Origin of the sequence: Streptomyces sp. AM8-1-1 (genome assembly GCF_032229325.1) — a bacterium.
GTDB classification, from domain to species: domain Bacteria; phylum Actinomycetota; class Actinomycetes; order Streptomycetales; family Streptomycetaceae; genus Streptomyces; species Streptomyces achmelvichensis.
Map to the genome: position 1 here is coordinate 5,422,110 of NZ_CP135086.1, position 25,989 is coordinate 5,448,098.

The 25,989-nt window shown below is 70.0% G+C and carries 22 protein-coding genes and 2 tRNA genes; 15 read left to right on the forward strand and 9 right to left on the reverse strand.

The window, feature by feature from the left end:
- Nucleotides 1-15: 15 nt before the first annotated feature.
- A complete protein-coding gene (locus RPQ07_RS24355) occupies nt 16-1,029 on the reverse strand; it encodes a 2-hydroxyacid dehydrogenase (RefSeq protein ID WP_313946306.1) in 1,014 nt (337 codons plus the stop codon).
- 321 nt (nt 1,030-1,350) lie between these two features.
- On the opposite strand from RPQ07_RS24355, the gene RPQ07_RS24360 reads away from it, so the two are divergent.
- Nucleotides 1,351-2,787 (forward strand): FGGY-family carbohydrate kinase, encoded by a 1,437-nt coding sequence (locus RPQ07_RS24360; protein ID WP_313946307.1) that lies wholly within the window; start codon nt 1,351-1,353, stop codon nt 2,785-2,787.
- The gene (locus RPQ07_RS24365) at nt 2,784-3,410 is read left to right on the forward strand and encodes a histidine phosphatase family protein (RefSeq protein WP_313946308.1); all 627 of its coding nucleotides are present in this window, start codon (nt 2,784-2,786) and stop codon (nt 3,408-3,410) included. The genes RPQ07_RS24360 and RPQ07_RS24365 overlap by 4 nt, the downstream gene beginning before the upstream one ends.
- Nucleotides 3,411-3,472: 62 nt before the next feature.
- On the opposite strand, the gene RPQ07_RS24370 is transcribed toward RPQ07_RS24365, so the two are convergent.
- Together RPQ07_RS24370 and RPQ07_RS24375 are read right to left on the reverse strand one after the other, a co-directional pair.
- Nucleotides 3,473-4,870, reverse strand: coding sequence for an amino acid permease (locus RPQ07_RS24370; RefSeq protein WP_313946309.1), 1,398 nt, complete (start codon nt 4,868-4,870; stop codon nt 3,473-3,475).
- Between the two features lie 397 nt (nt 4,871-5,267).
- Nucleotides 5,268-6,653: an amino acid permease gene (locus RPQ07_RS24375; RefSeq protein WP_313946310.1), complete on the reverse strand. Its 1,386-nt coding sequence runs from the start codon at nt 6,651-6,653 to the stop codon at nt 5,268-5,270.
- A 253-nt stretch (nt 6,654-6,906) separates the two neighbouring features.
- Here RPQ07_RS24375 and RPQ07_RS24380 point away from each other — a divergent pair, with 253 nt between their 5' ends.
- Nucleotides 6,907-7,491 carry a biotin transporter BioY gene (locus RPQ07_RS24380; protein ID WP_313946311.1) on the forward strand — a complete coding sequence of 195 codons (585 nt, stop codon included), beginning with the start codon at nt 6,907-6,909 and terminating at the stop codon, nt 7,489-7,491.
- Between the two features lie 169 nt (nt 7,492-7,660).
- On the opposite strand, the gene RPQ07_RS24385 is transcribed toward RPQ07_RS24380, so the two are convergent.
- Nucleotides 7,661-8,392 carry a hypothetical protein gene (locus RPQ07_RS24385; protein WP_313946312.1) on the reverse strand — a complete coding sequence of 244 codons (732 nt, stop codon included), beginning with the start codon at nt 8,390-8,392 and terminating at the stop codon, nt 7,661-7,663.
- A gap of 134 nt (nt 8,393-8,526) precedes the next feature.
- Between RPQ07_RS24385 and RPQ07_RS24390 the strand changes: the two genes are divergently transcribed.
- Nucleotides 8,527-10,470, forward strand: a complete 1,944-nt coding sequence (locus RPQ07_RS24390) for a serine/threonine-protein kinase (RefSeq protein WP_313946313.1) — start codon at nt 8,527-8,529, stop codon at nt 10,468-10,470.
- Here the strand turns inward: RPQ07_RS24390 and RPQ07_RS24395 are convergent.
- The gene (locus RPQ07_RS24395) at nt 10,434-11,927 is read right to left on the reverse strand and encodes an amino acid permease (RefSeq protein ID WP_313946314.1); all 1,494 of its coding nucleotides are present in this window, start codon (nt 11,925-11,927) and stop codon (nt 10,434-10,436) included. The two genes, RPQ07_RS24390 and RPQ07_RS24395, sit on opposite strands and share 37 nt — an antisense overlap.
- A gap of 182 nt (nt 11,928-12,109) precedes the next feature.
- Between RPQ07_RS24395 and RPQ07_RS24400 the strand changes: the two genes are divergently transcribed.
- A complete protein-coding gene (locus RPQ07_RS24400; RefSeq protein ID WP_313946315.1) occupies nt 12,110-12,595 on the forward strand; it encodes a ribose-5-phosphate isomerase in 486 nt (161 codons plus the stop codon).
- An 88-nt stretch (nt 12,596-12,683) separates the two neighbouring features.
- Nucleotides 12,684-13,493: an Fpg/Nei family DNA glycosylase gene (locus RPQ07_RS24405; protein WP_313946316.1), complete on the forward strand. Its 810-nt coding sequence runs from the start codon at nt 12,684-12,686 to the stop codon at nt 13,491-13,493.
- A gap of 45 nt (nt 13,494-13,538) precedes the next feature.
- Here the strand turns inward: RPQ07_RS24405 and RPQ07_RS24410 are convergent, their stop codons facing one another.
- Nucleotides 13,539-14,768 (reverse strand): GNAT family N-acetyltransferase, encoded by a 1,230-nt coding sequence (locus RPQ07_RS24410; protein WP_313946317.1) that lies wholly within the window; start codon nt 14,766-14,768, stop codon nt 13,539-13,541.
- 106 nt (nt 14,769-14,874) lie between these two features.
- Here RPQ07_RS24410 and RPQ07_RS24415 point away from each other — a divergent pair, with 106 nt between their 5' ends.
- Nucleotides 14,875-16,020: a PP2C family protein-serine/threonine phosphatase gene (locus RPQ07_RS24415; protein WP_313946318.1), complete on the forward strand. Its 1,146-nt coding sequence runs from the start codon at nt 14,875-14,877 to the stop codon at nt 16,018-16,020.
- On the opposite strand, the gene RPQ07_RS24420 is transcribed toward RPQ07_RS24415, so the two are convergent.
- A complete protein-coding gene (locus tag RPQ07_RS24420) occupies nt 15,977-17,197 on the reverse strand; it encodes a cation:proton antiporter (RefSeq protein ID WP_313949011.1) in 1,221 nt (406 codons plus the stop codon). The two genes, RPQ07_RS24415 and RPQ07_RS24420, sit on opposite strands and share 44 nt — an antisense overlap.
- A gap of 357 nt (nt 17,198-17,554) precedes the next feature.
- Between RPQ07_RS24420 and RPQ07_RS24425 the strand changes: the two genes are divergently transcribed.
- Nucleotides 17,555-18,016 (forward strand): HD domain-containing protein, encoded by a 462-nt coding sequence (locus tag RPQ07_RS24425; RefSeq protein ID WP_313946319.1) that lies wholly within the window; start codon nt 17,555-17,557, stop codon nt 18,014-18,016.
- 19 nt (nt 18,017-18,035) lie between these two features.
- Here the strand turns inward: RPQ07_RS24425 and RPQ07_RS24430 are convergent, their stop codons facing one another.
- Nucleotides 18,036-19,190, reverse strand: a complete 1,155-nt coding sequence (locus tag RPQ07_RS24430; protein WP_313946320.1) for an acyltransferase family protein — start codon at nt 19,188-19,190, stop codon at nt 18,036-18,038.
- Nucleotides 19,191-19,611: 421 nt separating this feature from the next.
- Between RPQ07_RS24430 and RPQ07_RS24435 the strand changes: the two genes are divergently transcribed.
- Together RPQ07_RS24435 and RPQ07_RS24440 are read left to right on the forward strand one after the other, a co-directional pair.
- On the forward strand, nt 19,612-19,806 hold the full coding sequence (locus RPQ07_RS24435) for a hypothetical protein (RefSeq protein WP_313946321.1): 195 nt from the start codon (nt 19,612-19,614) through the stop codon (nt 19,804-19,806).
- 91 nt (nt 19,807-19,897) lie between these two features.
- Entirely contained in the window at nt 19,898-20,920 is a 1,023-nt protein-coding gene (locus tag RPQ07_RS24440; protein ID WP_313946322.1) for an alcohol dehydrogenase, read from the forward strand.
- An 83-nt stretch (nt 20,921-21,003) separates the two neighbouring features.
- Here RPQ07_RS24440 and RPQ07_RS24445 read toward each other — a convergent pair.
- Nucleotides 21,004-21,074 (reverse strand) — tRNA-Gly (locus RPQ07_RS24445).
- A 141-nt stretch (nt 21,075-21,215) separates the two neighbouring features.
- Here RPQ07_RS24445 and RPQ07_RS24450 point away from each other — a divergent pair.
- From RPQ07_RS24450 to clpX, 5 genes are all read left to right on the forward strand, one after another.
- Nucleotides 21,216-21,292 (forward strand) — tRNA-Pro (locus tag RPQ07_RS24450).
- Between the two features lie 181 nt (nt 21,293-21,473).
- The gene (tig, locus tag RPQ07_RS24455) at nt 21,474-22,868 is read left to right on the forward strand and encodes a trigger factor (protein ID WP_313946323.1); all 1,395 of its coding nucleotides are present in this window, start codon (nt 21,474-21,476) and stop codon (nt 22,866-22,868) included.
- A gap of 240 nt (nt 22,869-23,108) precedes the next feature.
- Nucleotides 23,109-23,714 (forward strand): ATP-dependent Clp protease proteolytic subunit, encoded by a 606-nt coding sequence (locus tag RPQ07_RS24460; RefSeq protein ID WP_313949012.1) that lies wholly within the window; start codon nt 23,109-23,111, stop codon nt 23,712-23,714.
- A 55-nt stretch (nt 23,715-23,769) separates the two neighbouring features.
- Entirely contained in the window at nt 23,770-24,453 is a 684-nt protein-coding gene (locus tag RPQ07_RS24465; protein ID WP_313946324.1) for an ATP-dependent Clp protease proteolytic subunit, read from the forward strand.
- Nucleotides 24,454-24,598: 145 nt separating this feature from the next.
- Nucleotides 24,599-25,882, forward strand: a complete 1,284-nt coding sequence (clpX, locus tag RPQ07_RS24470; protein ID WP_313946325.1) for an ATP-dependent Clp protease ATP-binding subunit ClpX — start codon at nt 24,599-24,601, stop codon at nt 25,880-25,882.
- Nucleotides 25,883-25,989 lie beyond the last annotated feature (107 nt).

The following is a 25,989-nucleotide window of genomic DNA, read 5'->3' on the forward strand; positions in this document are numbered from 1 at the left end:
ATCGCAGAAGTCCTCTCAGGTGAGGCAGTGCGCGAGCGGTTCTCCCCGGGCGTAACGGGCCACCTCCGCCGCCGCGATGGCCGCGGCCTTGCGAGCGACGGCACGGCTCGCGCCGCCCAGATGCGGGGTGAGCACCAGGTTCGGGGTGTCGAACAGCCGTGAGCCGGGCGGCGGCGGCTCCTGTTCGTAGGTGTCGAGCGCGGCGGCGGCCAACTGCCCGTGGTCCAGCGCGTCGCACAGCGCTGCGGTGTCCAGCAGCCCGCCCCGCGCCGCGTTGACCAGCACCGATCCGCGGGGCATCAGGGCCAGTTCACGAGCGCCGATGAGCCCCTGGGTCTCGGGAGTGAGGCGGGCGTGCAGCGTGACGACACGGGAGCGGGAGAGCAGCGCGTCCAGGGTCTTCGCGCGCATGCCGTGCACATCGCCGCGCACATACGGGTCGTACACCTCCACCTCGGCGCCGAACGCGCACAGCACCCGCGCGACCCGGCTGCCCACCGCGCCGTAGCCGATCAGCCCGACCGGGGTGTCCTCCAGCTCCAGACCGCTGCGTTCGTACGTGTAGTACGTGCCGTCCCAGCCGGTCCTGCCGGTCAGTGCGCTGTGCGCCTCGGGGATCGAGCGCAGGGCCGCCAGCATCAGCCCGACGGTGAACTCGGCGGTGGACGCGGCGTTGCGGCCGGGCGCGAAGCAGACCTTGACGCCCCGCGCCCCGGCCGCCTCGGTGTTGACGTTGACCGGGCCGCCGCGGCAGACGGCGATCATCCGCAGCGAGGGCGAAGCCTCGAGCACCCGCTCGGTGAAGGGAGCCATCTGCGTCACGCACACCTCCACCCCGTCGAGCGCCTCGATCAGCGCGTCCTCGACGTCGCTCGCCTCGTCGACCTCGGCGACCCTGCCGAAGGGTTCGAGCGGCCACGGCAGCGTGAGCTCGGTCAGGTCGGGCGGGGAGCCGGCGAGATCGTGGCGCAGGGCCTCGGAGATCAGGGAGTTGAGGACGAAGTGGTCGCCGGCAGCCAGGACTTTCATGCAGAGCCTCCGCGGGGGTCGTACGCGGCCTGTGCCGGGGCGCCTTCCACCGGCCCTGAGCGCAGACCCGACAAGGGACCTTGCTCGTGCACCGACCGCACGGCCGCCACGCACACGGCCGGGGGGAAGGAGGAACGCAGCGGATCGTAGCCGCCGCCGGACCGCATCCGGTGGACGGCGCGCGGCCGCCGCCGGACGACCCCCGGACGTCGCAGCGTCCGCCGACCGGTCAACCGAGCGTGGGACAGCGGCTCGGGAGCGTCAATCCCTCCGGCACGCCCTTCTGCCGGTGCACAGTGAAGGTCCACGGAAGGAGCCGTCATGTGGATGGGCATCGATCTCGGCACCCAGAGCGTCCGCGCGGTCGTCGCCTCCGACGACGGCGCCGTCCTCGGCAGCGGCTCGGCGCCCCTGACCGGCCGCCGCGACGGAGTACGCCACGAACAGAGCCCGGACGACTGGTGGAGCGCCGTGTGCACGGCGGTCCGCGAAGCCCTGCGCGACGGCCACCGCCCCCGCGCCCTCGCCGTCTGCTCCACCTCGGGGACGGTCCTGCTCGCCGACCGGAACGGCCGCCCCCTCACCCCCGCCCTGATGTACGACGACGGGCGGGCGCCGGGGCGCGGCCCCGGGAGAGCGCTGTGGCTGCTGCGCGAGTACGGCGCGGGGCGCGAGGCACACGTCCTGCACCAGGCCGATCTGATCGTGGCCCGGCTGGCGGGCAGGCTGCTGCCCACGGACTCCAGCCACGCCCTGAAGACCGGGTACGACGCCGAGCGCGGTGTCTTCGCCGAACCGGGCCTGCCGGAGGGCGTGTTGCCGGACGTGGTGCGCCCCGGCACCCGGCTCGGCGAGGTGTGCCGCGAGGCCGCCGAGGAGACCGGCATCCCGGCCGGTACGACGGTCGTGGCCGGTATGACCGACGGCTGCGCCGCCCAGATCGCCTCCGGCTCGCTCACCGTCGGCTCCTGGAACTCGGTCCTCGGCACCACCCTCGTCCTCAAGGGGGTCACGGCCGAGCCGCTGCGCGACCCCGCCGGTGTCGTCTACAGCCATCTGTCCGCGGACGGGACCTGGCTGCCGGGCGGGGCGTCCGGCGTCGGCGGCGGGGCGCTGCACGCAGCCTTCCCGGACGCCGACCCGGCCGCTCTCGACGCGCGCGCCGCGGAGTTCGAGCCGGCGGGCGCGGTCGCCTATCCGCTCGGCTCCCCGGGCGAACGGTTCCCCTTCACCGCCCCCGAGGCCACGGCCTTCCTCCTGGGCAGACCCGTCTGCGACGCCGACCACTGGGCGGCCCTGCTCCAGGGCGTGGCGCTGACCGAACGGCTCTGTCTCGACTATCTGGATCTGCTGGGCGCGCCCGTCGACGGCCCGCTGACCTTCACCGGCGGCGCCGTCCGCAGCGACTACTGGACCCGGCTGCGGGCCGAGGTCCTCCAGCGGCCGGTGCGCGTCCCGCAGTACAGCGAACCGGCCCTGGGCATGGCCGTACTCGCCGCGTACGGAGCCGGGTCCGCAGACACGGTCGCCGACGCCGCCGAGCGCATGGTCCGGCTGCGGCACGTGGTGCGGCCGCGTGGCGGCGAGCGGTTCACCGAGCCGTATCTGACGATGGTGGGCGAGCTGGAGCGGCGAGGCTGGCTGCCCGGCCCGCTGGCCGCACACGCCCGAGCGCGCACGGAGAACCGGACAAGCACCAAAAGCGCCGGAGACACGGCACGTCGAGACAGCACAGGAAGCACGGAGAGGCCGACATGAGTACGACCCTGCTGATCGCCCGGCACGGCCGGACGGTGTGGCACGCCGAGAACCGCTACGCGGGAGTGAGCGATGTCGCCCTCACCGACGAAGGCCGCAGACAGGCCGAGCAGTTGGGGCAGTGGGTGGTACGGCATCCGGTCCACGCGGTGTGGACCTCGACGGTCTCCCGTGCGATCGAGACGGCCGAACCCGCCTGCCGGGCGCTCGGGCTGACGGCACAGCGCGAACACGCCCTGCGGGAGTGCGACTTCGGTGTGGTCGAGGGCCGCACACTCGCGGAGTTCGCCGCCCAGAACCCCTCCGCCGCGGCGGCCTTCACCCGGGACCCCGTGGCTCATCCGTTCCCCGAGGCGGAGGACCCGCGGGCGGCGGCGGCCAGAGGAGCAGGCGCGCTGAGCCGGATCGCGCGGGAGCACGAAGGACAGCGGGTGCTGGTGGTGGCGCACAACACCTTGCTGCGGCTGGTGCTGTGCGAGTTGCTGGGCATCGAACTGTCCGCGTACCGGCGGGTGTTCCCCGCACTGCGCAACGCGGCACTCAGCGAACTGCGGCTGTCCGGCAGCACGGCCGCGCTGCTGTCGCTGAACGTGCCGGTGGACACCGGCCTGTCCGGCGGCTGAGAACGCGCCGAGGCCCGCCCCGGTCGGGGGCGGGCCTCGCATCGTGGATCAGTGGGGCGTGATCAGGCCTGCGAACGGCGTGCGCGCACCTGCCGCGCGTATCCGACCGCCGCCAGCGCCAGCGTCAGCCCGCCCGTGTAGAAGAGCTGCGTCCGCGTCTCGGCCTCGCGCGCCATCAGAACGAACACCGCGGCCATGCCCGCCAGAGCCACCCAGGTCAGCGCCGGGTAGAGCCACATCTTCACCACCAGCCGCGAGGGGTCCTCGCGTTCCGTCCGGCGGCGCAGCAGCAACTGGGAGACCGCGATGAAGATCCAGACCACCAGGATGATCGCGCCGATCATGTTGAGCAGCCACATGAAGACGTCGTTCGGCCGCCAGTAGCTCAGCAGCACGCACCCGAAGCCGAAGACCGAGGAGACCAGCACCGCCGTACGCGGCACCCCGCCGGACGTCCGGCCGAGCGCCTTCGGGCCCTGGCCGCGCGCCACCAGCGAGCAGGCCATGCGGGAGGCGCCGTAGATGTTGGCGTTCATCGCGGAGAGCAGCGCGACGAGCACCACCACGTTCATGATCTGGCCGGCACCCGGGATGCCGAGGTGGTCGAGGGTCGCGACGTACGGGCCCTTCTCGACGACCTTCGGGTCGTCCCACGGCACCAGGGTGACGATGACGGCCATGGAGCCGATGTAGAAGACGGCGATGCGCCACATCGCGGTGCGGACGGCCTTCGCGACGCCCTGGACCGGGTGCTCGGACTCGGCCGCGGCGATGGTGACCGTCTCCAGACCGCCGTACGCGAACACGGAGGCGAGCAGACCGACGACGAGCCCGTCGGTTCCGTTGGGCAGGAAGCCGCCGTCACCCGTCAGGTTGGCGGTTCCCGGTGCGTCCGTGCCCGGCAGGACACCGGTGATCGCGAGGACACCGATGCCGAGGAACAGGGCGATCGCGCCGACCTTGAGGGCGGCGAACCAGAACTCGAACTCGCCGAAGTTCTTCACCGCCGCCAGGTTCGTCCCGCAGAACACCAGCATGAACAGCGCGACCCACGCCCACTCGGGGGTGCCGGGCATCCAGCCGGTCATGATCTTCGCGGCGCCGATGCCCTCCAGGCCGACGGCGACGCACAGCAGGAACCAGAAGGACCAGCCGGCGGTGAAGCCCGCCCAGGGGCCGATGGCCCGCTCGGCGTGCACCGAGAAGGAACCGGACGCCGGGTTCGCCGCGGACATCTCGCCGAGCATGCGCATCACGAGCATGACGAGCAGACCCGAGAGCGCGTAGGCGATGACGATGGACGGGCCGGCGGCGGCGATGCCCGCACCGGACCCGACGAAGAGACCGGCGCCGATGACGCCGCCGAGGGCGATCATCGAGAGGTGGCGTTGCTTGAGTCCGTGCGAGAGCGCGACGTCGTCCTGACGGTCGGCGGGCGCGGGCGCGGAAGTCCGAGACATGGGCGTGCCCTGATCAGTAGCTGAGACGGGGGAGCGCAGCACAGTCTGGGCAAGCACCCGCTGACGGGGAACACATGTCCGCTATACGGGCACCATGCTCACACAAGGTGAACACTCACCCACGACGTGGGCGTAGGGTCTGTCGGTCGGATCCTGCCGGGGCTCGCGTGCCCTGGCACGCACTCCCCCGTAGCCCTTCGGACACGGGCGGTACCCCCACGCCGCGTTGTCGTCAGTCGCCGACGTCCCCCGTAGCCCTGCGGGCACGGGCGGTACCCCCTCCGCGTCGGCTCCTTCCTCCGCCTTGCGATCGCACGCACCAGACCCTCCCCCTACGCCCTGCGGGCGTGGGTGGTACCCCCAGCCCTACGCCCTGCGGGCGTGGGGGGACCCCCGCTCACTGACCCGGCCTGATCCGACCGACAGACCCTCGTTCCCGCACCCCCGCGACGATCAGCACCGCCGCCGCGGCCCCACTGGACCAGAGCACCTGGGGGCGGGCGGTGTCGTCCGTGAGCATCAGCACCAGCACACCGGCAATCGCGACCAGTGTGGCCCAGGTGAGCCAGGGGAACGCCCACATCTTCAGCGTCAGAGTGCCGGGCGCCTCGCGCTCGATCCTGCGGCGCAGCCGCAGCTCAGAGACCGCGATCAGCGCCCACACGAACAGCAGCACCGCACCGACCGAGTTGAGCAGATAGAGGAAGACGGAGTCGGGCCACTTCAGATTGAGCAGCACGGAGACGAAGCCGAAGGCGACCGAGGCGAGGACGGCCCGCCGGGGCACACCCCCACCCGAGATCCTCAGCAGCCCGCGCGGTGCCTCGCCGCGCTCGGCGAGCGAGAAGACCATCCGCGAGGCCCCGTACAGATTGGCGTTGAGCGCCGACAGCAGGGCCACGAACACCACGATGTTCATGATCTGCCCGGCCTGCGGAATGCCGATCGAGTCGAGCACGGTGACATACGGACTCAGCCCCGCCTGCTGCGCGGTCCACGGCAGCAGCGTCACGATCACCAGCATCGAGCCCACGTAGAAGAAGAGGATGCGGACGACCGCGCTGCGCACGGCGCGGCCCACCGCACGCGCCGGGTCGTCGGTCTCCGCCGCGGCGATGGTGACGACCTCCAGACCGCCGAAGGCGAAGACAACGGCGAGCACGCCGGAGATCACCCCGCTCCAGCCGCCCGGCAGAAAGCCCCCGTCGCCGGTGAGATGGGTCAGGCCCACCGGATCGGTGTCCGGGAGCAGACCGAAGACGGCGAGCGTGCCGAGGATCAGGAAGAGCACGATCGCGCCGACCTTGAGCGCGGCGAACCAGAACTCGAACTCGCCGAAGTTCCGTACGGCGGTGAGGTTGGCGAGGGTGAAGAACACCATGAAGACCAGGACCCAGCCCCACTGCGGCAGCGCGGGCACCCAGTCGTGGGCGATCGTGGCCGCCGCCGTCGCCTCCACGGCGAGGACGACCACCAGCAGGAACCAGTAGAGCCAGCCCACGGTGAACCCGGCCCAGCGGCCGATCGCCTTCTCGGCGTGCACCGAGAACGAACCGGACGCCGGCATGGCCGCGGACATCTCACCGAGCATCCGCATCACCAGCATCGCGATCGTGCCGGCGATCAGATACGACAGGACGATGCCCGGGCCCGCGACCGCGATCCCCGCGCCCGAACCCACGAACAGCCCGGCGCCGATCACCCCGCCGAGGCCCAGCATGGTCAGATGACGCTGCTTGAGCCCGTGGGCGAGCGGCTCGTCGGTCGTCAGGGCCTCGTGCATGGTGCGCGTACTCTCCGATGGATTGGTGGGACCCTACAGTCTCCCCGGGGCGGGCCCTCGACCGCAAAACGGACCCCTCACCCTCCGACCTCCGTGACGAGCATCACGCCAAGTGGCGCATGACCCATGTCCTTTGTGCGGTTCCCACCACGGCGACGAGCCGCCCTTTGTCGACGGCTGACGGTGATCGGGAGATCGACTCTGGGCTACGGTCAGCCTGTTCCTGCCTGCCCTCACCCTCCGCGGAGTTCCGATGAGCACTGCTTCCGTCACCTCCCGTCCGGGAGCGGTCCTCGCGGACCTGCTGCCCGCCTCCCGGGCGCGTGACATCGCCCTTGTCGTCGGCGGCGCCGCGCTCACCGGCATAGCGGCCCAGATCTCGGTGCCGGTCCCCGGCTCCCCGGTCCCCGTCTCCGGCCAGACCTTCGCCGCCCTGCTCGTCGGCACCGCGCTCGGAGCCCGCCGCGGCTTCCTCTCCCTCGCGCTGTACGCGGTCGTCGGCATGGCCGGCATGCCGTGGTTCGCCGAGGGCGCGTCCGGCTATGCGATGCCGTCCTTCGGCTACATCCTCGGCATGCTGCTCGCGGCCACGGTCGTCGGTGGCCTCGCGCGCCGCGGCGCCGACCGGTCCGTCCTGCGCACCGCGGGCACCATGGCCGTGGGCTCCGTGATCATCTACGCCGTGGGCGTCCCCTACCTCGCCCTGGCGACCGGCATGAGCCTGTCCCAGGCCGTCGCGGCGGGCCTCACGCCCTTCCTGATCGGCGACGCGCTCAAGGCCGCCCTGGCGATGGGTGCCCTGCCCACCGCCTGGAAGCTCCTCGGCCGCCGCGGCTGAGGAAGCAGCTCCGACACACAGAGGCTCGCCCGGGTCGCAACTCCTCGACCCGGGCGAGCCTTTTGCGTGTCCACGGAGACTGCCGCCCGCACCGCGGCACGTCGGAGCAGTACTCGCGAACGGGAGGAGCGGAGGGCCCGCGGCCACCGACGACCGCGGGCCCACCCGGCTATCCGCCGCCGCGTGCCCAGCGGCTCCGGCTGGTCCACCAGATACCGGTGCCTCCGAGCGCGAACAGCGCGAGAGCGGTCAGCCCGAGCGGCAGGGTGCTGCCGGGCGGGCCGGTGCGCGGCAGACCGCCCCCGGTGGCCGGCGGGCTGTCCGGGCCGAGCGGCACGTTGTCGGTGCCCAGCAGCAGCGGTGTGTCCGGTGCGTTGGGAGTCGGTTTCGAGGTACCGAAGGGGACCGGCCCCTGCTGCCAGAGCAGCTTCTTGCCGGTGCCCTCGGTGACCGGAAGGCAGATCTTGCCGGTCTTCTGGAGATCGAACGTGGCCGCGATCCGGTAGGAACGGTCCTTGCCGGCGGCGAGGTTGTCGATGGTGCAGGCGAACCCGCTGTTGGAGCCCGGCGGCAGCTTGCCCTCGGCGATCCGCACGCACCCCTCGACGTCGGTGACCTTCATGCCGTCGAAACCGACGATGGAGAGGGTGATCGGCCCGCTGTCCTTGGTCCCCCCGTTCTTGACCTTGGCGCTCACCGTGGTCTGCTCGCTCTTGTTGTCGACGGTGATCTGCCGGGGCAGTTCGGTCGTGATCCTCACATCCGCCGGCGCCGCGGGCCCGGGCGTGCCGCCCTGGCTGCTTCCGGGCACCGGATCGTCGGCCGCGTACGCGCTGAACGGCAGAATCAATACTGCCGCCACCACGGTCGCGAATACGGGTCCCGAGCGTTTTCCTTGCATTTCCCAGCCCCCTTGCCGCACATCGGACAGTGCGTAGAAAGAGGGTTCCACAAGATTGCGTCGAACTATGCTGTCCTGGGTGCAAGTTCATGCTTCTGTCCTGGTCAAAGCCGTTGCTGACGGGGAGGAAGGTCATGCCGGGTATTCCTGGGCTATTGGTGGCGGAGCGTTATCGGCTGGACGAAAGCATTGGGCAGGGGGGAATGGGGCGGGTGTGGCGAGCCGCTGACGTGATTCTGGACCGGCCGGTCGCGGTCAAGGAAATGCGCATGAACGAAACGGATGCGGAGGACACCCGGATCCGCCGCGAACGGACGATGCGGGAGGCCAGGGCCACGGCTCGCATAGACCACCCGAACGTGGTCCGCGTCTACGACGTGGTCGAGGAGAGCGACCGCCTCTGGATCGTCATGGAGCTCGTCGACTCCCGCTCGCTGGAGCAACTCCTCGTCGAGCAGGGGCCGGTGACACCGCGCGAGGCGGCCCGTATCGGCCTCGGGCTGGCGGCGGCGCTCCGCGAGGTCCATGCGAGAGGGGTGCTGCACCGGGACATCAAGCCCGGGAACGTTCTGCTGGGCAGGGCGGGCCGGATCGTGCTCACGGACTTCGGCATCGCGGCGATCCAGGACGCGAAAGCGCTGACGGTGGTGGGCATGCTGGTCGGCTCGCCCGACTACATGGCTCCCGAGCGCGTCGGCGGCCGCCCGCAGGGGCCCGCGTCGGATCTGTGGTCACTGGGGGCGACGCTGTGCGCGGCGCTGGCGGGCCATTCGCCGTTCGCCCGCCCCACAACTCTGGCGACACTGCACGCTGTTCTCTACGAGGAGCCCGAACTCCCGGACGGCGCCGGGCCCCTGGCCGGCGTCCTCGGCTCGCTCCTGGTCAAGGAGCCGGATGAGCGCCCGACGCTGGACGAGCTGGAACCCGTGCTGGCGCGGGTCGCCTCGTCGTACGTCCCGACGCGGGCAGTCACGGTCGTCGTGCCGCCACCGGAGGGGGAGAGCGGGGCGGAGGGAGAGCCGGGGGAGGGTACGCAGGAGGAGCCCGAGCCCGAGCCGGTGCCGGGGGAGAGGGGGCAGGAACCGCGCCAGGAGCCCGAGCCCGAGGAGGAACGGGAATCCGAACCCGCTCCGGATCCCGAACCGGCCGACGCACCCGCTGAGCCCGAACCGGCAGACGCCCGCCCCGAGCCTGAGCCCGCACCGGAGTCGCCTCCCGACCCGCCGCCCCCCGACGGGGATGTCGTATCCGCGCCCACCCGCCGGCTCACACCACCACCCCGTCGACCCGCGCCCGTACCGACCACGCGCCCGGCACCCGCCACGCGCCCCGAAGCGGCCACCAGCCCCGTACCCACGGCGACGTCGACCACGACCCCCGCGACCGGCGAGAGCCCCGCGTCCCTCCCGCTGGTCTCGCGGACCGGCCCGCCCACGGGCCCCGCCGGCCCGGACACCTCTGAGCCCACGAGCCGTTCCCGCGCCCGCACCCGTGCCGTCGTTCTCGCCGCCGCCCTCGCCACCGTCGCGGCCGCGACGACCGCCGCCGTACTCCTCACGTCCGGCGAGGACCCCGACGAGTCCGGCGCCGGGGCGCGGTCACCCGGCGTCACGAGCGCGCCGGCCACCACAGCACCCACCACCGCGCCGGCCACCCCACCCCCGGGCACCCGCAGCGAGGCGGGATTCGCCTGGGCGCCCCCGCAGGGCTGGACGCGCACCGCCAAGAGCCCGTCGAACATCCACTACCACTCGCCCGACGGACAACAGGAAATCGCCGCCTCGTACGCACTTGCACGAGGCGGCGATCTCCTGACCCAGTGGGAGCGGTTCGAGCGCGACAGTCACGACGCTCCCGGTTACCGCAAGATCCGCCTGGAGCGCACCACGTTCCGTGGTGACCCGGCGATCGTCTGGGAGTACTTCTTCACCCAGGACGGCTCCGACTGGCGTGCCCGCCAGCTCGGATTCACCGCCGGAGGCAAGTCGTACCAGCTCAACGTCTGGTACGACATCGCCTCACAGCGGGCCGCCCTGACTGCTTACGACCGGGTGACGGAGTCGTTCGCACCGCTCTGATGAGGGATGGCGGCGTCCTCGGGCCCGGCGGACCGGCCACCGCGTCCGAACCACTCACGCCCGACGGCGATGGCGATGACCACGGCCGCCACCAGCAGCGACAGCAGCACCTGCTCCCGCCCGGCGTCGTCGAACAGCATGTAGACCAGCACGAACGAGATCATGCCGATGGTCGCCCAGGTCAGGCCCGGGAAGAGCCACATCTTCACGACGAGCTTCTCGGGCGACTCCCGCTCGATGATGCCGCGCATGCGCAGCTGAGTCACAGCGATCACGAGCCAGACGAACAGGGCGACCGCACCGGAGGAGTTGAGCAGGAACGCGAAGACGGTGTCGGGCCACTGGTAGTTGAAGAAGACCGCGACGAAGCCGAAGACCACCGAGGACAGGATGGCCACCCGCGGCACACCACGGGAGTTCGTCTTCGCGAAGCCCTTCGGGGCGTCCCCGCGCCGGCCCAGCGAGAAGGCCATGCGGGAGGCGGTGTACAGACCCGAGTTGAGGCAGGAGAGCACCGCGGTCAGCACGATGACGTTCATGATCTGGCCCGCGTGCGGGATACCGATCGAGTTCAGCGCGGCGACGTACGAACCGTCCTTGACGATCGACTTGTCGTTCCACGGCAGCAGCGTCAGCACGACGAAGATCGAGCCCAGGTAGAAGACGCCGATCCGCCAGATCACGCTGTTCGTCGCCTTGGTGACGGCCCTCTGCGGGTCCTCGGACTCGCCCGCGGCCAGCGTCACGATCTCGCTGCCCATGAAGGAGAAGACCACCATCAGCACACCGGTGAGGATCGCTCCGTATCCCTCGGGGAAGAATCCGCCGGCGTCGGTGAGATGCGCGAATCCCGCGCCCGGGTTGTCGGAGCCGGGCAGCACGCCGAAGACCGCCAGCAGGCCGATGACCACGAAGGCGCCGATCGCGACGACCTTGATGCCGGCGAACCAGAACTCGAACTCGCCGTACGAGGCCACCGACGCGAGGTTGGTCGCGGTGAGCACGACCATCACGATCAGTGCCCACGCCCACTGCGGTACGGCCGGTATCCAGCTCTCCAGGATCACGGCACCGGCGGTCGCCTCGACCGCCAGCACCACGACCCAGAAGAACCAGTACAGCCAGCCGATCGAGAAGCCGGCCCAGCGGCCGAGCGCGCGGTCCGCGTAGGCGGAGAACGACCCGGAGGTCGGGTTGGCCGCGGCCATCTCGCCCAGCATCCGCATCACGAAGACGACCATCGTGCCGACGAGCGCGTACGACAGAAGGATGGCCGGACCCGCCGCGGCGATGCCGGAACCGGAGCCGACGAACAGCCCGGCGCCGATCACGCCGCCGATGGCGATCATGGACAGATGCCGGTTCTTGAGACCGGCCTGGAGACCGGACGAGGACTGCGGGTTCCCGGGTTCTTCGGGGCTCCCGCCTTCCTTCGTGATGGTCTGCTGCGAGGTCATGGACGATTCCTTAGGTTTGAGAGCACTCGGGTCACGAGCCCCCGCATTCAAACCCGCGTCGTCGGATCGCGGAAGACCTGTCTCCGGATCGTTAGGTCGAGGTGATAAGCGGAAGCTCACGGCCCCAGTGGGTCCTGACCCCGCTGACGGCTACCCGGTCCCTCGCGTGCCACACTCGGAACATGCGCGTGTACCTCGGTTCCGACCATGCCGGCTTCGAACTCAAGAACCACCTCGTCGAGTGGCTCACCGCTCACGGCCACGAGGCCGTCGACTGCGGTCCCCACATCTACGACGCCCAGGACGACTACCCGCCGTTCTGCCTGCGCGCCGCGGAGAAGACGGCCGCGGACCCCGGCAGCCTCGGCATCGTGATCGGCGGCTCCGGCAACGGCGAGCAGATCGCCGCGAACAAGGTCAAGGGTGTCCGTGCGGCCCTCGCCTGGAGCGAGCAGACCGCCGCGCTCGGCCGTGAGCACAACGACGCCAACGTCATCTCCATCGGTGGCCGGATGCACACGACGGAGGAGTCGACGAAGTTCGTCGAGATCTTCCTCAACACCCCGTACTCGGGTGAGGAGCGTCACACCCGCCGCATCGAGATGCTCAGCGCGTACGAGGCGACCGGCGAGCTGCCCCCGATCCCCGCGCACCACCCGGAGCGGTGACAGGGGGCCCACCCCCGCACCACGCGTTCCAGCCCCCGACCGCCGGGCAGGCCGCTTCCGGCCTGCCCGCCCACAGGAGTGACCCGCCGTGCCCGAAGGGCATACGATTCACCGCCTCGCGGCGGATCACCGTGAGCGCTTCCTGGACCGGCCGGTCCGCGTCAGCAGCCCGCAGGGCAAGTTCTCCGACGCCGCGGCGCTGCTCGACGGCCAGGTCATGGACCACTGCGAGGCGCACGGGAAGCACCTCTTCCTCGGCTTCGGCGCGAGCGGCTGGATCCACATCCACCTCGGTCTCTTCGGCCGGGTGGACATCGGCGGGACACCCGCTCCGCCGCCCACCGACACCGTCCGGCTGCGCCTCGCGGACGCCGACGCGTACGTCGATCTGCGCGGCCCCACGACGTGCTCACTGATCACGGACGGTGAGAAGGCGGCGATACACGACCGTCTGGGCCCCGATCCGCTGCGGGACGGCGACGACCCGGAGAAGGCCTGGGCCCGGATCTCCCGCTCCCGCACCACCGTCGCCGCCCTGCTGATGGATCAGAAGATCATCGCCGGGGTCGGGAACGTCTACCGCGCCGAGGTCCTCTTCCGGCACGGCATCGACCCCTACCGCGCGGGCAGGGACATCACCCGCGCCGAATGGGACGCCGTCTGGGCCGACCTCGTGGAGCTGATGCACGAGGGCGTACGCAACAACCGCATCGACACGGTCCGCCCCGAGCACACTCCGGAGGCCATGGGCCGGCCGCCGCGCGTCGACGACCACGGCGGCGAGGTCTATGTCTACCGCCGGGCTCTGCAGCCCTGCCATGTCTGCGGCGGCGAGATCCGCACCGCCGGTCTCGCCGCACGCAATCTCTTCTGGTGCCCGGCCTGCCAGGCACGGTGATCCCGGGTCGCCGCGCGCGGCGATCCCGACCGGCCGGGCGGCCGGTCAGAACCCGTGCGGCAGCCAGGGCGCCACGTCGCTGCCGAACGCCGAGGACGCCTCCGCCAGCGCCCCCTGCCGCAGTTCGCGCACCCGGCCCGCGGCGGCCAGTGCGGTGAGCGAGATCCCGCCCAGATAGGCCGAGCCCAACTCCCGTACGGACAGGGCCAGATCGGCACCCTCCTTCGTCCGCTCGCAGGACGCGCCCTTGGCGTCGCCCGTCAGCCGCCAACGTCCCGCGTTCCACGGGCAGAAGGTGTCCTCCACGTCCAGGACGACATCGAGCGGCGTCCGGTAGGTCCGCGCCTCCAGAGCCGCGCCCAGGTCGACGAGCCGGACGAACAGTGATTCCCGCAGCCGTACGTTGCACCGGCGGACGTCGGAGACGAGATGCTGCCAGGGGTCGTCCACCGGGCGGTTGATCACCTGCACCGTCGAGGTCAGGTCGATGCCGAAGAGGAACTGCCACAGGGCCGCGTACGCCTGCGGGTCCAGGGCGTCGAGATGCTGGAGCAGGATCGTGCCGTCGGGCCCCGCCGCCGTCCACGACGCCTTGTTGTGGAACAGCGCGTAGCCCACGACCTCGCCCGAGCGTTCGGCGAGCACGCACTGAAGGGGCGACGCGCCCTCCCGGTCGGCCGGCGGGTCGAGGACCGGCAGCCGCTCCCAGCCGGGCCGGCGGGCCGGGATCCCCGGGCGGGCGGTGACCTGTTGGGCGTAGACGGCCTCGCACTCGGCCCGCGCGTCCGCGGGCTTCACCCGTCGCAGCCGGATCCGGTCGGTGCCCTCCGGTACCGAGAGCCGTACCCGTACGGTGTCGATCTCCGCCTTGAGCTGCCAGGTCGCGACCCCGTACCCGAACCGTCCGTAAATGCCCGGTTCCGACGCCGTGAGCACGGCCAGGGGCTCGCCCAGGCCGCGTACGTCGTCGAGTTGGCGGCGCATCATCGCCGTGAGGATTCCCCGGCGGCGGTGGGTCGCCGCGACGCTCACCATCGTCACGCCGGCGGCGGGTACCAGGGCCCCGCCCGGCACCGAGAGACGGAAGGTGAACGCTCCGGCGGTCCCGACGCAGTCCCCGTCCTCCCAGGCTCCGATCGACCGCTCGTGCTCGGTCAGCGACTGCCACAGTTCGCGTTCCTCGGGGGCCTCACCGGCACCCCCGAAGGCCAGTTCCAACTCCCCGTACCACGCGTCCCATTCGGCCGGGCGCAGGACCCGCAGCTCTGTCGTCATAACCCATGCCTACCAGGGCCGGAGCGGCACGGCGACCCGATTTCGAACGCATTGTCACCGGGGTCCCCCTGCACGGATGGCGAACGGGTGGATAGGGTCCACGACAATGGCCCACGGCAATGCAGCAGACTCGCTCAGGGCCCGGATGCGCAAGGCAGTGCACCGGGCTCGCATCGCGCTGCGCAAGTCCGGTGTGGACTACTTCCGGGGTGACGGTTCCGACTGGATCGCCCTCGGCGGACTGATGCTGGCCGTGCCCGCCTTCACCTGGGGCACGATCGCGATGCCCGTGTGGGTCTCGCCGGCCGCCCTGGTGCTGCCGATCGTGGCCGGTGCGCTGCTGCTGCGGCCCGCGAGCCTGCTGGGGCTGTACGCCGCCTGCGCCGCGGGACTCATCGTCGAGTCGATCGTCCTCGGTCCGTACACCGAGGGCGCGGCCCGCGTCACTCCCGGCATCGTGCTGGTGGTCGCCGCCTGTGGATTCTTCGGGCTGCTCATCGCGCAGTTCCGGGCGCGCGTGGGTGTGCCCTGGCGTCGCGGCGGGACCATGCTCTTCGACCTGCGCGAACGCATCCGGGTGCAGAGCGCCCTGCCGCGGCTGCCGAAGGGCTGGCACCGCGAGATGGCGCTGCGCCCGGCGGGCGGCCAGTCCTTCTCCGGCGACTTCGTCGTCGCCGCCCGGACCAACGGCGGGCGGACCTTGGAGGTCGTTCTCACCGATGTCTCGGGCAAGGGAATGGACGCGGCCTCCCGCGCGCTGCTGCTGTCCGGCGCCTTCGGTGGACTGCTGGGCTCGCTGCCGCCGCACGGCTTCCTGCCCGCCGCGAACGGCTATCTGCTGCGGCAGGACTGGGAAGAGGGCTTCGCGACGTCGATCCATCTCGTCCTGGACCTGGACTCCGGCGACTACGAGCTGCTGTCGGCCGGACATCTGCCGGCCATGCAACTGCACGCGGGCAGCGGCCGCTGGGAGGAGAAGGGCGCGGAAGGACCGCTCCTCGGCATCTACGCCGGGGCGCAGTTCGACCCGGTGAAGGGCTCCCTGCGCCCCGGCGACGTGCTGATGCTCTACACCGACGGTCTGGTGGAGGCGTCGGGCAAGGACATCAGTGAGGGCATCGACCGCCTCACGGGCGAGGCCGACCGCTATGTGTCCTCCGGGTTCGAGGGCGCGGCCTGGCATCTCATCGAGGCGGTCGCCAAGGACGTCAACGACGACCGGGCGCTGCTTCTGCTGTGCCGGCAGGCGTGACGACGGCGACATCGCCGCCCCCGCCACCGTTTGCGCCGTCCCGGCCGCCCGGCAGGATGCGCGCCAGCCAGTGCGACCGTCCCGCGGCCAGCGGGCCGAGGACCGCGAGGACCAGCACATAGCCCGCGATGAACGGCGAGAGCCGCTCGTCCAGGCCCGCGGCCGCCGCCATCGTCGCGAGGATCAGCGCGAACTCTCCGCGGGCCAGCAGTGTCGTGGAGATGTTGGCGGCGGGCCCCGCACCGAAGCCGTTGATACGGGCCGCGGCCACCCCGGCCAGCACGTTCATCACCAGTGTCACGGCGACGGCGGCGAGTACCGGCCACAGCACGGTCGGCAGGTCGCCCGGGTCGATCGAGAGCCCGAAGGCGAAGAAGAAGATGGCCCCGAAGGCGTCCCGCAACGGATGCACCAGCTTGCGGATGCGCTCGCCCGACGTCGTACTGCCGAGCATCAGACCGACCATGAACGCGCCGATCGCGTCGGCGACCCCGAACCACTCCGAGACGCCGGCGACGAACACCGCCGCTCCCAGGAAGGAGATGACGAGCAGTTCGTCGTCACGGGTGTTGATCAGCCGCCCGATGACACGGGTGCCGAAGCGTGCGGCGAGCGCGAGCAGCAGCAGGAAACCGAAGGCCTTGCCGGCGTCCATCACCGCCGAGGCGAGACTGTCGGCGCCGGACAGGATCGGCTGGAGCGCGGCGAGATAGAGGGCGAGGAAGACGTCCTCGACGACGATGATGCCGAGGATGGGCCGGGTCTCGGGATTTCCGATACGGCCCAGGTCCACCAGCACCTTGGTGACGATCGCGGACGAGGAGATACCGAGCACTCCGGCGAGCACCAGCGCTTCCGAGGTGCCCCAGCCGAGCGCGAAGCCGAAGCCGAGCCCGGCTCCGACGTTGAGCGCGAGGTAGGTGCCACCGGCCAGCGCCATCTTGCGGCCGCCGGCCTTCAGATCGTCGAGGTGGAACTCAAGCCCCAGATAGAACAGCAGCAGCACGAGGCCGAGCGCGGAGAGCATCTCCAGGTCGTGCGGGTCCGAGAGAAGGACGATGCCGGGGGTGTGGGGGCCGAGCAGGATGCCGGCCAGGATGAACAGGGGGATCGTCGGCAGTCCGATACGTCCGCCGAGACGGGCAAGCAGGGCGGCCGCCAGAAAGGCGCCTCCCATGGCGATGAGGGTGTCTGCGTGTCCGATGGGCTCGTCCTCCGTCATGGGTCAAGGGAGAGTCAAGGAAACGTCATTAATTAGTTTACCAAATGGTTGACGTTGCAACTGTCGACTCCTGGGTCGCCGACCCTTGATCCGTGGCCTCGAAGCCGACCGACAGCGGTGTCGGCCAGGGCAGTTGGCGCCATAACGGGAGGCGGATCACCTGAGGCCCCGACGCCCGCGACGTAGGCCTCGCCGACGAAGTTGCCGGTGCGCTCGATATGACGACAGCCCTCATCGCACCGGCCTTCGCCGGGGCGTTCGGCCGGTGCGACCGCCGGGCGCGGGTGATCCGCGGGCCGTAGAGTCGGGACCATGTCGCAGCAGTACCTGACGCCGGCCGAGGTCGAGGCCATCGCACGTGAGGCTCACGAGGGCCAGCGGGACAAGTCGGGCCGCCCGTACGCGGAGCACATCGCCGCCGTCGCCGAGGGCGTACGCGCCCGGGGCGGCAGCGACGAACAGGTGGCCGCCGGCTGGCTGCACGACACCGTCGAGGACGGTGTGCTCAGCCGTACATGGCTGGACGATGCCCCGTTGCCGCAGTCGGTCAAGGACATGGTGCTCGCCCTCAGCAAGGGCGAGGACGAGCCGTTGGAGGACTACACCCGGCGTATTCTCGCCACCCCGGGCGCACGTCTCGTCAAAGAGGCCGATCTCGCGCACAATGCCGACCCGGCGCGACTCGCCCTGCTCGACGAGCGGACCCGCGAGCGGCTGACGGCCAAGTACGCGAAGACACGCGCCCTGTTGGGCCTGCCGGACGGCGCTCCCTGAGCCGTCCGGCCCGCCCCGCTCAGCTCTTGCGGCCGACCTGTGCCGACTCCCGCCGGAACGCCCACGCCATGTCCGGCTCGGTCGCCCACTTCATGGCCCGCCGGACCGGCGGCGTGCACAGCAGGGTGACCACGACGAACGCGGTCACCGTGAGCAGGATCTCGCCGCCGGGGTCGCTCAGCCACGGGTAGTTCTGGAAGACGTGCCCGTAGTCGGCGCCCCTGATGAGCAGTCCGTGCAGCAGATAACCGCAGATCGTGCCGCCGCCGAGCACCGTGAACCAGGTCTTGCGGCTCGGCACCCACGCCAGGAATCCGATGGTGAGCAGCACCGCGCACCCGAAGAAGGCGAGGGTCATCACGACCCCGGACCACCACGGAACGCCCAGTTCCTGCGCGCTGTTGGAACGGTAGAGCCAGGTGAAGTTCATCCGGGGCGAGGCCCAGTAGGCGAAGACGGCGGCGCCGGCGAACAGCGGAATCGACAGCAGGCGCACTTCCCGCCTGCGCACCATCTCGAAGTGCTCGGGCTTCAGCGTCAGTCCGAGCACGAAGTACGGAAGGAACTGCAGCACACGCTGGAGGTTGAGGTCCGCCCCGATGCCCGGCGTCAGCGCGGCGAGCGAGGCCACCACCAGCGCCACCGGCAGCGGATGGCGGATCACCTTCCACAGCGGGGTCGTCAGCCGCCAGATGAACAGGGCGGCCAGGAACCAGGTCAGATAGAAGGGGTCGAGCAGGCTGATCGACTGGTCCGGAGCGTCCTCGGCCCAGCGCCTGAACAGGGAGTACGCCACCTCGAAGACGACGTAGGGCACCACGATGCCGGTCAGAAGCCGCTTGAGCTGGTCGGGCCGGCCGGTGAAACTCCGGGAGAAGTAGCCGGAGATGATGATGAAGGCCGGCATATGGAACGTGTACACGAGCATGTACAGCGACCGGGTGGTCCTGCTGCCGTCCATCACCGGTTCCCAGAAGTGCCCGAGGGCGACCAGCACGATGGCCAGATATTTGGCGTTGTCGAAGTACGCGTCTCGCCTGCTGGACTTCGGGGCAGTCTGCTCGGCGGGCGCGGAGGGGGCGGAAGTGGCCGCCTTCGTCGGGTCGGGAGCGGGCTCCGTATCCCGGACCTGGTGGAGCGGGGCCCTGCGATATCCAAGCGGAGCGTGGAACATTCGAGGCACCTTAGCCGCGCGGATCGGATTTAGTAAAACCCCCTCCGCGCTTCTCCCATTCGAATCTGAAACCGCCGCCAACCGGACGCTATGCCCCGATTGATCCACCTTAAAGGGGGCATATCGGCACGCCTGGACGAGAGAGTGAATTACCTCACCGTTTAACTTCGAAATTGCCGTGACGAGTGTGTGTACACATCGAAACGATCGGGTCGAATTGCGTCGCGCATTTCACTCGCCCGGACGACCGGCCACGCGTGCGGCATCCGTGCGCGCGTGCGGATGGCGAGATCCCGCCGTCGATGATTCGTCAGGAGGCGGCATGCATCGCTCCGTTGGTGGCACGATGTTCATGGCGGGGGTGTGCTGGGTCGTGTGCCCCCGGGCCGGCAAGGCGGACCGACCGAGGGTGTGATCAGTTGTGGCCATTTCGCTGTCTGTGGTGCTTCTGTTGGCGATCATCCTGGTGGTGCTGATCCGCGGCGGCTCGATCAAGGCCGGACCGGCGATAGTCGCCGTGCTGTTCGGCTTCTTCCTGGCATCGACGGGCATGGCGCCGTCGATCAACAGATTCCTGAACTCGATAGCGGACACCATCAACCAGATCAACTTCTGATCCGGTGGTGATGCGCTGCCTCCGTCGCGCGTGATCGCGCCGGAGGTGGTGTGCTGGTTCCGGGGGATCCGTCGTTCCCGGAGTGATCGCCATGACCATGCGTGTTGCCCAGGTCGCCTCGCCCGGCGGCCCGTTGGAGATCGCCGAACGTGAGGTGCCGCAGCCGGGCCCCGGACACGTACGGGTGGCCGTGGAGGCCTGCGGGGTCTGCCACAGCGACGTCCTGTTCGTGAACGGCCTGGTGCCCGGCCTCCGGTTCCCGGTGGTCGCCGGGCACGAGATCGCCGGACGGATCGAGGCGGTCGGCGAGGGGACGTACAGCGGCTGGAAGGTCGGCGACCGGGTCGGGGTCGGCTGGTTCGGCGGCAGCTGCGGCCACTGCACGCCCTGCCGGCAGGGCGACTTCATCGTGTGCGAGAACCTGAAGGTGCCCGGATGGGCATACGACGGGGGCTTCGCCGACCAGGTGATCGCACCGGCCGACGCCCTCGCCCGGATCCCCGACGCCCTGGCGGCGACCGACGCGGCGCCCCTGGGCTGCGCGGGCGTGACGACCTTCAACGGCCTGCGCCGCAGTTCCGCACGGCCCGGCGACCTCGTCGCCGTACTCGGCATGGGTGGCCTGGGCCACCTGGGAGTGAAGTACGCGGCCGCCATGGGCTTCGAGACCGTCGCCATCGCGCGCGGATCCGAGAAGACCGACTTCGCCACGGAGCTCGGGGCGCACCACTACATCGACAGCACGGCGGGCACGAGCGTGGCGGACGCGCTGCGGGCCCTCGGCGGCGCCAAGGTGGTTCTGGCCACCGCGGCCAATTCCGACGCCATCACGGCGACCGTGGACGGGCTCCGCCCCCTCGGCGAGCTGGTGGTCATCGGCGCGGACTCCGAGCCTCTCGGCATCAACCCGACCCAGCTGCTGATGAGCGGCAAGGTCGTCCGCGGCCACCCCTCCGGCACCTCGCAGGACGTGCAGGACACCATGGCCTTCAGCGCGCTGCACGGAATCCGCCCGATGATCGAGACCGTGCCGCTGGTGGAGGCGGACGAGGCGTACCGGAAGATGCTGTCCGGCGCGGCCCGGTTCCGGATGGTCCTCACCACCGCCACCTGACGCCCCGGGGCGTGCGGAGGGCCCGGAAACGCCTCAGGGCCAGGCGGAGGAACGAACCTCCGGCCTGGCCCTGAGTCATCGAGAGCGGGCGACGGGAATCGAACCCGCGTAGCTAGTTTGGAAGACTAGGGCTCTACCATTGAGCTACGCCCGCATACATCGCACCGCAGGTCACGTGGGCCGCGGTACGGACAGCATCGTAGCGGGTCCGAGGCCGGTGCCGCACACCGGATTACGCGCCGGAGAATGCGGCAGCCCCACTGCCTGCGGGCATGTACCCTACGTGTCGCACCGACGGGGTGTGGCGCAGCTTGGTAGCGCGTCCGCTTTGGGAGCGGAAGGTCGTCGGTTCGAATCCGGCCACCCCGACCACCATCACCGGGCCTCCGCAAGATCGCATTGTGGGGCCCATCCTGCTTGCGGCTACTATGCAAGCTGCGTGCCCGTGTGTCTGGACCGAGTGGGACAAAAAGACCCGGGTCGATCAGCTGAGCCGCCTCCCTGTGCGGCGGAGCAGCAGAATCCCAGAATCAGCCATCAAGGAGACCGAACCGTGAAGAGCGCCGTGGAGACCCTGAACCCGACTCGGGTTCGGCTCACTGTCGAGGTGCCCTTCGAGGAGCTCAAGGACAGCCTCGACGCGGCGTACAAGAAGATCAACCAGCAGGTCACGGTCAAGGGCTTCCGAAAGGGCAAGATCCCGGCCCGGGTGATCGACCAGCGGTTCGGCCGTGGTGCTGTGCTGGAGGAGGCCGTCAACGACGCCCTCCCGAAGTTCTACACCGAGGCGGTCAACGAGGCGGAGATCAACGTCCTCGGCCAGCCCGAGGTCGACATCACGGAGCTGAAGGACGGCGAGACGCTGAACTTCACCGCCGAGGTCGACATCCGCCCCTCCATCGAGATCCCGGACTACTCCGGCATCGAGGTCACCGTCGACGCCGTAGAGGTCAGCGACGAGGACGTCGAGAAGTCGGTGGAGCAGCTCCGTGAGCGCTTCGCCTCCACCTCGCCGGTCGAGCGTGCCGCCGCCGAGGGTGACGTCCTGACGATCGACCTGGAGGCCAAGGTCGACGGAGAGGTCCTCGAGGACGGCGTCGCCAGCGGTGTCTCGTACACCGTCGGCTCCGGCGAGCTGCTCGACGGCATCGACGAGGCCGTCACCGGCCTGGAGGCCGGCGGCGAGGCCACCTTCACCTCGCAGCTCAAGGGCGGCTCCGCCGAGGGCAAGGACGCCGAGGTCACCGTCAAGGTGACCGCCGTCTCCTCCCGCGAGCTCCCCGAGCTCGACGACGACTTCGCGCAGATGGCGAGCGAGTTCGACACCCTCGACGAGCTGAAGGCCGACAGCCGCAAGCGCCTCGAGAACATGAAGCAGTACGACCAGGCCACCCAGGCCCAGGAGCGCGTCCTCGACGAGCTGCTGAAGCTGGCCGAGGTGCCGATCCCCGAGAAGCTCCTCGAGGACGAGATCAACACCCGTAAGCACAACCTCGAGCACCACCAGCTCGGTCAGATGGGCATCGACCTCGGCAAGTACCTGGAGATCCAGGGCAAGACCGAGGAAGAGTTCGATGCCGAGACCAAGGAGCAGGCGGTCAAGGGCATCAAGACCCAGTTCATCCTCGACGAGCTGGTCAACAAGGAGAAGCTGAACGTCAACCAGGAGGAGCTCACCGAGCACCTCATGCGGCGTGCCGCCTCCTCCGGCATGAGCCCCGACCAGTTCGCCCAGGCCGTCGTCGAAGGCGGCCAGGTGCCGATGCTCGTCGGCGAGGTCGCCCGCGGCAAGGCGCTCGCCGTCGTCGTCGAGGCCGCCAAGGTCGTCGACACCAACGGTGAGACGGTCGACCTGGACGACGAGGACGAGACCGCGGAGACGGTCGAGGCCGCCGCCGACGGCGACGCGGCCGAGGACCAGGCCGAGGACAAGAAGACCGAGGCCTGAGCCACACTGTGAGCCCTGTGGCGGGCCCCGGACGCACTGCGCCCGGGGCCCGTCGTCGTACGCACGTACCCCAACCACCTTGCGCTCCCAGCGAACAGTTCGGGAACCGGGATGGGTCCCGCCGACCAGCGCGTTAGGGTCCATGAGTACGAGGGCAGGGGAGTACCCGCCCCCGGTTACGAAGACGCTGAGACGGCAGGCAGCCGTCAGAGACGAGCAGGTGGATACGTGACGAATCTGATGCCTAACGCCGCCGGTGAGCCGTCTATCGGTGGTGGCCTCGGCGACCATGTCTACAACCGGCTGCTCGGCGAGCGCATCATCTTCCTCGGCCAGCAGGTCGACGACGACATCGCCAACAAGATCACGGCGCAGATGCTGCTCCTTGCCGCTGACCCGGACAAGGACATCTACCTCTACATCAACAGCCCCGGCGGTTCGGTGACAGCCGGCATGGCGGTCTACGACACCATGCAGTACATCCCGAACGACGTGGTGACCATCGGTATGGGCATGGCGGCCTCGATGGGCCAGTTCCTGCTGACCGGCGGCGCGGTCGGCAAGCGCTTCGCGCTTCCCAATACCGACATCCTCATGCACCAGGGTTCGGCCGGACTCGGCGGCACCGCCTCCGACATCAAGATCCAGGCCGAGTACCTGCTCCGCACGAAGCAGCGCATGGCGGAGATCACCGCCCACCACTCCGGCCAGACCGTCGAGGCGATCATCCGCGACGGCGACCGCGACCGCTGGTTCACGGCCGATGAGGCCAAGGACTACGGCCTCATCGACGAGATCATCTCCGCCGCATCGGGCGTTCCGGGCGGCGGCGGCACCGGCGCCTGAGCCCGCAGCCGGACGACCCGCCCCCAGCCACCCAAGCCCGCAGTACGCCACCAGGATGGTGAACACCCATATGAGCAACTACCCCGGCGCCTCCGCCAGCGGCCTCTACACCGGCCCGCAGGTGGACAACCGCTACGTCGTCCCGCGCTTCGTCGAGCGCACGTCGCAGGGTGTGCGTGAGTACGACCCGTACGCGAAGCTGTTCGAGGAGCGCGTGATCTTCCTCGGCGTCCAGATCGACGACGCATCGGCCAATGACGTCATGGCGCAGCTGCTGTGCCTGGAGTCCATGGACCCGGACCGCGACATCTCGATCTACATCAACAGCCCCGGCGGCTCGTTCACGGCCCTCACGGCCATCTACGACACGATGCAGTTCGTGAAGCCGGACATCCAGACCGTGTGCATGGGCCAGGCGGCCTCCGCCGCGGCCGTGCTGCTCGCCGCCGGCACCCCCGGCAAGCGGATGGCCCTGCCGCACGCCCGTGTGCTGATCCACCAGCCGTCCTCGCAGACCGGCCGGGAGCAGCTCTCCGACCTGGAGATCGCGGCCAACGAGATCCTGCGCATGCGTGTGCAGCTGGAGGAGATGCTGGCCAAGCACTCCACCACGCCCATCGAGAAGGTCCGCGACGACATCGAGCGCGACAAGATCCTGACCGCCGAGGACGCCCTGGCGTACGGTCTTGTCGACCAGATCGTCTCCACCCGCAAGAGCACGGCCGCAGCGGCCGCCTGACCGGTGCGGAGCCTTTGGCGCGGTGCACGACAATGTGAACCGCGCCAAGGGGGGCCCGAACGAGGGGCCCGGCAAGGTACCGTCGGATATGAGGCACCAGGAGCCGGCTGAACCAAGCTGCTCCCAGGCGAAGGGGAAGCACCTCGTGGCACGCATCGGTGATGGCGGCGACCTGCTCAAGTGCTCGTTCTGCGGAAAGAGCCAGAAGCAGGTGAAGAAGCTCATCGCAGGGCCCGGTGTGTACATCTGCGACGAGTGCATCGACCTCTGCAACGAGATCATCGAGGAGGAGCTCGCCGAGACGAGCGAGGTCCGCTGGGAAGAACTTCCCAAGCCTCGTGAGATCTACGAGTTCCTCGAGGGGTACGTCGTCGGGCAGGAGCCCGCGAAGAAGGCCCTCTCGGTGGCGGTGTACAACCACTACAAGCGCGTCCAGGCCGGCGAGAACGGCGGAGGCGCGGGCCGGGACGACGCGATCGAGCTCGCGAAGTCCAACATCCTCCTGCTGGGCCCCACGGGCTCCGGCAAGACACTGCTGGCCCAGACGCTCGCCCGCATGCTGAACGTCCCGTTCGCCATCGCCGACGCGACGGCGCTGACGGAGGCGGGATACGTCGGCGAGGACGTCGAGAACATCCTGCTCAAGCTGATCCAGGCGGCCGACTACGACGTCAAGAAGGCCGAGACCGGGATCATCTACATCGACGAGATCGACAAGGTCGCCCGTAAGAGCGAAAACCCGTCGATCACGCGGGACGTGTCCGGTGAGGGTGTCCAGCAGGCGCTGCTGAAGATCCTGGAGGGCACGACGGCCTCGGTCCCGCCCCAGGGCGGCCGCAAGCACCCGCACCAGGAGTTCATCCAGATCGACACGACGAACGTGCTCTTCATCGTGGGCGGCGCGTTCGCCGGCCTGGAGAAGATCATCGAGTCGCGGGCGGGAGCGAAGGGCATCGGCTTCGGCGCGACGATCCGCTCGAAGCGCGAGATCGAGGCGAGCGACCAGTTCCAGGAGGTCATGCCGGAGGACCTGGTGAAGTTCGGGATGATCCCGGAGTTCATCGGCCGCCTCCCCGTACTGACCTCGGTGCACAACCTGGACCGCGAGGCACTGCTCCAGATCCTGGTCGAGCCGCGGAACGCGCTGGTGAAGCAGTACCAGCGTTTGTTCGAACTCGACGGCGTGGAGCTGGACTTCGACCGCCCGGCGCTGGAGGCGATCGCGGACCAGGCGATCCTGCGCGGCACGGGCGCGCGTGGCCTGCGGGCCATCATGGAAGAGGTCCTGATGTCGGTGATGTACGAGGTTCCGTCCCGCAAGGACGTGGCCCGGGTCGTCATCACGGAGGACGTGGTCCACAACAACGTGAACCCGACGCTGGTGCCGCGGGTCGTGAAGAACGAGGGGCGCCACGAGAAGTCGGCGTAACGCCTGCTTGCTTGTACGCATACGAAAGGGGCGCCCGGCCGGCGAACTGGCCGGTCGCCCCTTTGCGTTGCTGCGCGCGGGTCCGGCTCGGGGGTTGCGCGCCACGC

What these genes read in the sequence shown, in the direction of transcription:
- RPQ07_RS24355 (WP_313946306.1), bottom strand. Translation starts at nt 1,029, where the DNA reads ATGAAAGTCCTGGCTGCCGGCGACCACTTCGTCCTCAACTCCCTGATC.
- RPQ07_RS24360 (WP_313946307.1), top strand. Translation starts at nt 1,351, where the DNA reads ATGTGGATGGGCATCGATCTCGGCACCCAGAGCGTCCGCGCGGTCGTC.
- RPQ07_RS24365 (WP_313946308.1), top strand. Translation starts at nt 2,784, where the DNA reads ATGAGTACGACCCTGCTGATCGCCCGGCACGGCCGGACGGTGTGGCAC.
- RPQ07_RS24370 (WP_313946309.1), bottom strand. Translation starts at nt 4,870, where the DNA reads ATGTCTCGGACTTCCGCGCCCGCGCCCGCCGACCGTCAGGACGACGTC.
- RPQ07_RS24375 (WP_313946310.1), bottom strand. Translation starts at nt 6,653, where the DNA reads ATGCACGAGGCCCTGACGACCGACGAGCCGCTCGCCCACGGGCTCAAG.
- RPQ07_RS24380 (WP_313946311.1), top strand. Translation starts at nt 6,907, where the DNA reads ATGAGCACTGCTTCCGTCACCTCCCGTCCGGGAGCGGTCCTCGCGGAC.
- RPQ07_RS24385 (WP_313946312.1), bottom strand. Translation starts at nt 8,392, where the DNA reads ATGCAAGGAAAACGCTCGGGACCCGTATTCGCGACCGTGGTGGCGGCA.
- RPQ07_RS24390 (WP_313946313.1), top strand. Translation starts at nt 8,527, where the DNA reads ATGCCGGGTATTCCTGGGCTATTGGTGGCGGAGCGTTATCGGCTGGAC.
- RPQ07_RS24395 (WP_313946314.1), bottom strand. Translation starts at nt 11,927, where the DNA reads ATGACCTCGCAGCAGACCATCACGAAGGAAGGCGGGAGCCCCGAAGAA.
- RPQ07_RS24400 (WP_313946315.1), top strand. Translation starts at nt 12,110, where the DNA reads ATGCGCGTGTACCTCGGTTCCGACCATGCCGGCTTCGAACTCAAGAAC.
- RPQ07_RS24410 (WP_313946317.1), bottom strand. Translation starts at nt 14,768, where the DNA reads ATGACGACAGAGCTGCGGGTCCTGCGCCCGGCCGAATGGGACGCGTGG.
- RPQ07_RS24415 (WP_313946318.1), top strand. Translation starts at nt 14,875, where the DNA reads ATGGCCCACGGCAATGCAGCAGACTCGCTCAGGGCCCGGATGCGCAAG.
- RPQ07_RS24420 (WP_313949011.1), bottom strand. Translation starts at nt 17,197, where the DNA reads ATGGGAGGCGCCTTTCTGGCGGCCGCCCTGCTTGCCCGTCTCGGCGGA.
- RPQ07_RS24425 (WP_313946319.1), top strand. Translation starts at nt 17,555, where the DNA reads ATGTCGCAGCAGTACCTGACGCCGGCCGAGGTCGAGGCCATCGCACGT.
- RPQ07_RS24430 (WP_313946320.1), bottom strand. Translation starts at nt 19,190, where the DNA reads ATGTTCCACGCTCCGCTTGGATATCGCAGGGCCCCGCTCCACCAGGTC.
- RPQ07_RS24440 (WP_313946322.1), top strand. Translation starts at nt 19,898, where the DNA reads ATGACCATGCGTGTTGCCCAGGTCGCCTCGCCCGGCGGCCCGTTGGAG.
- RPQ07_RS24460 (WP_313949012.1), top strand. Translation starts at nt 23,109, where the DNA reads ATGCCTAACGCCGCCGGTGAGCCGTCTATCGGTGGTGGCCTCGGCGAC.
- RPQ07_RS24465 (WP_313946324.1), top strand. Translation starts at nt 23,770, where the DNA reads ATGGTGAACACCCATATGAGCAACTACCCCGGCGCCTCCGCCAGCGGC.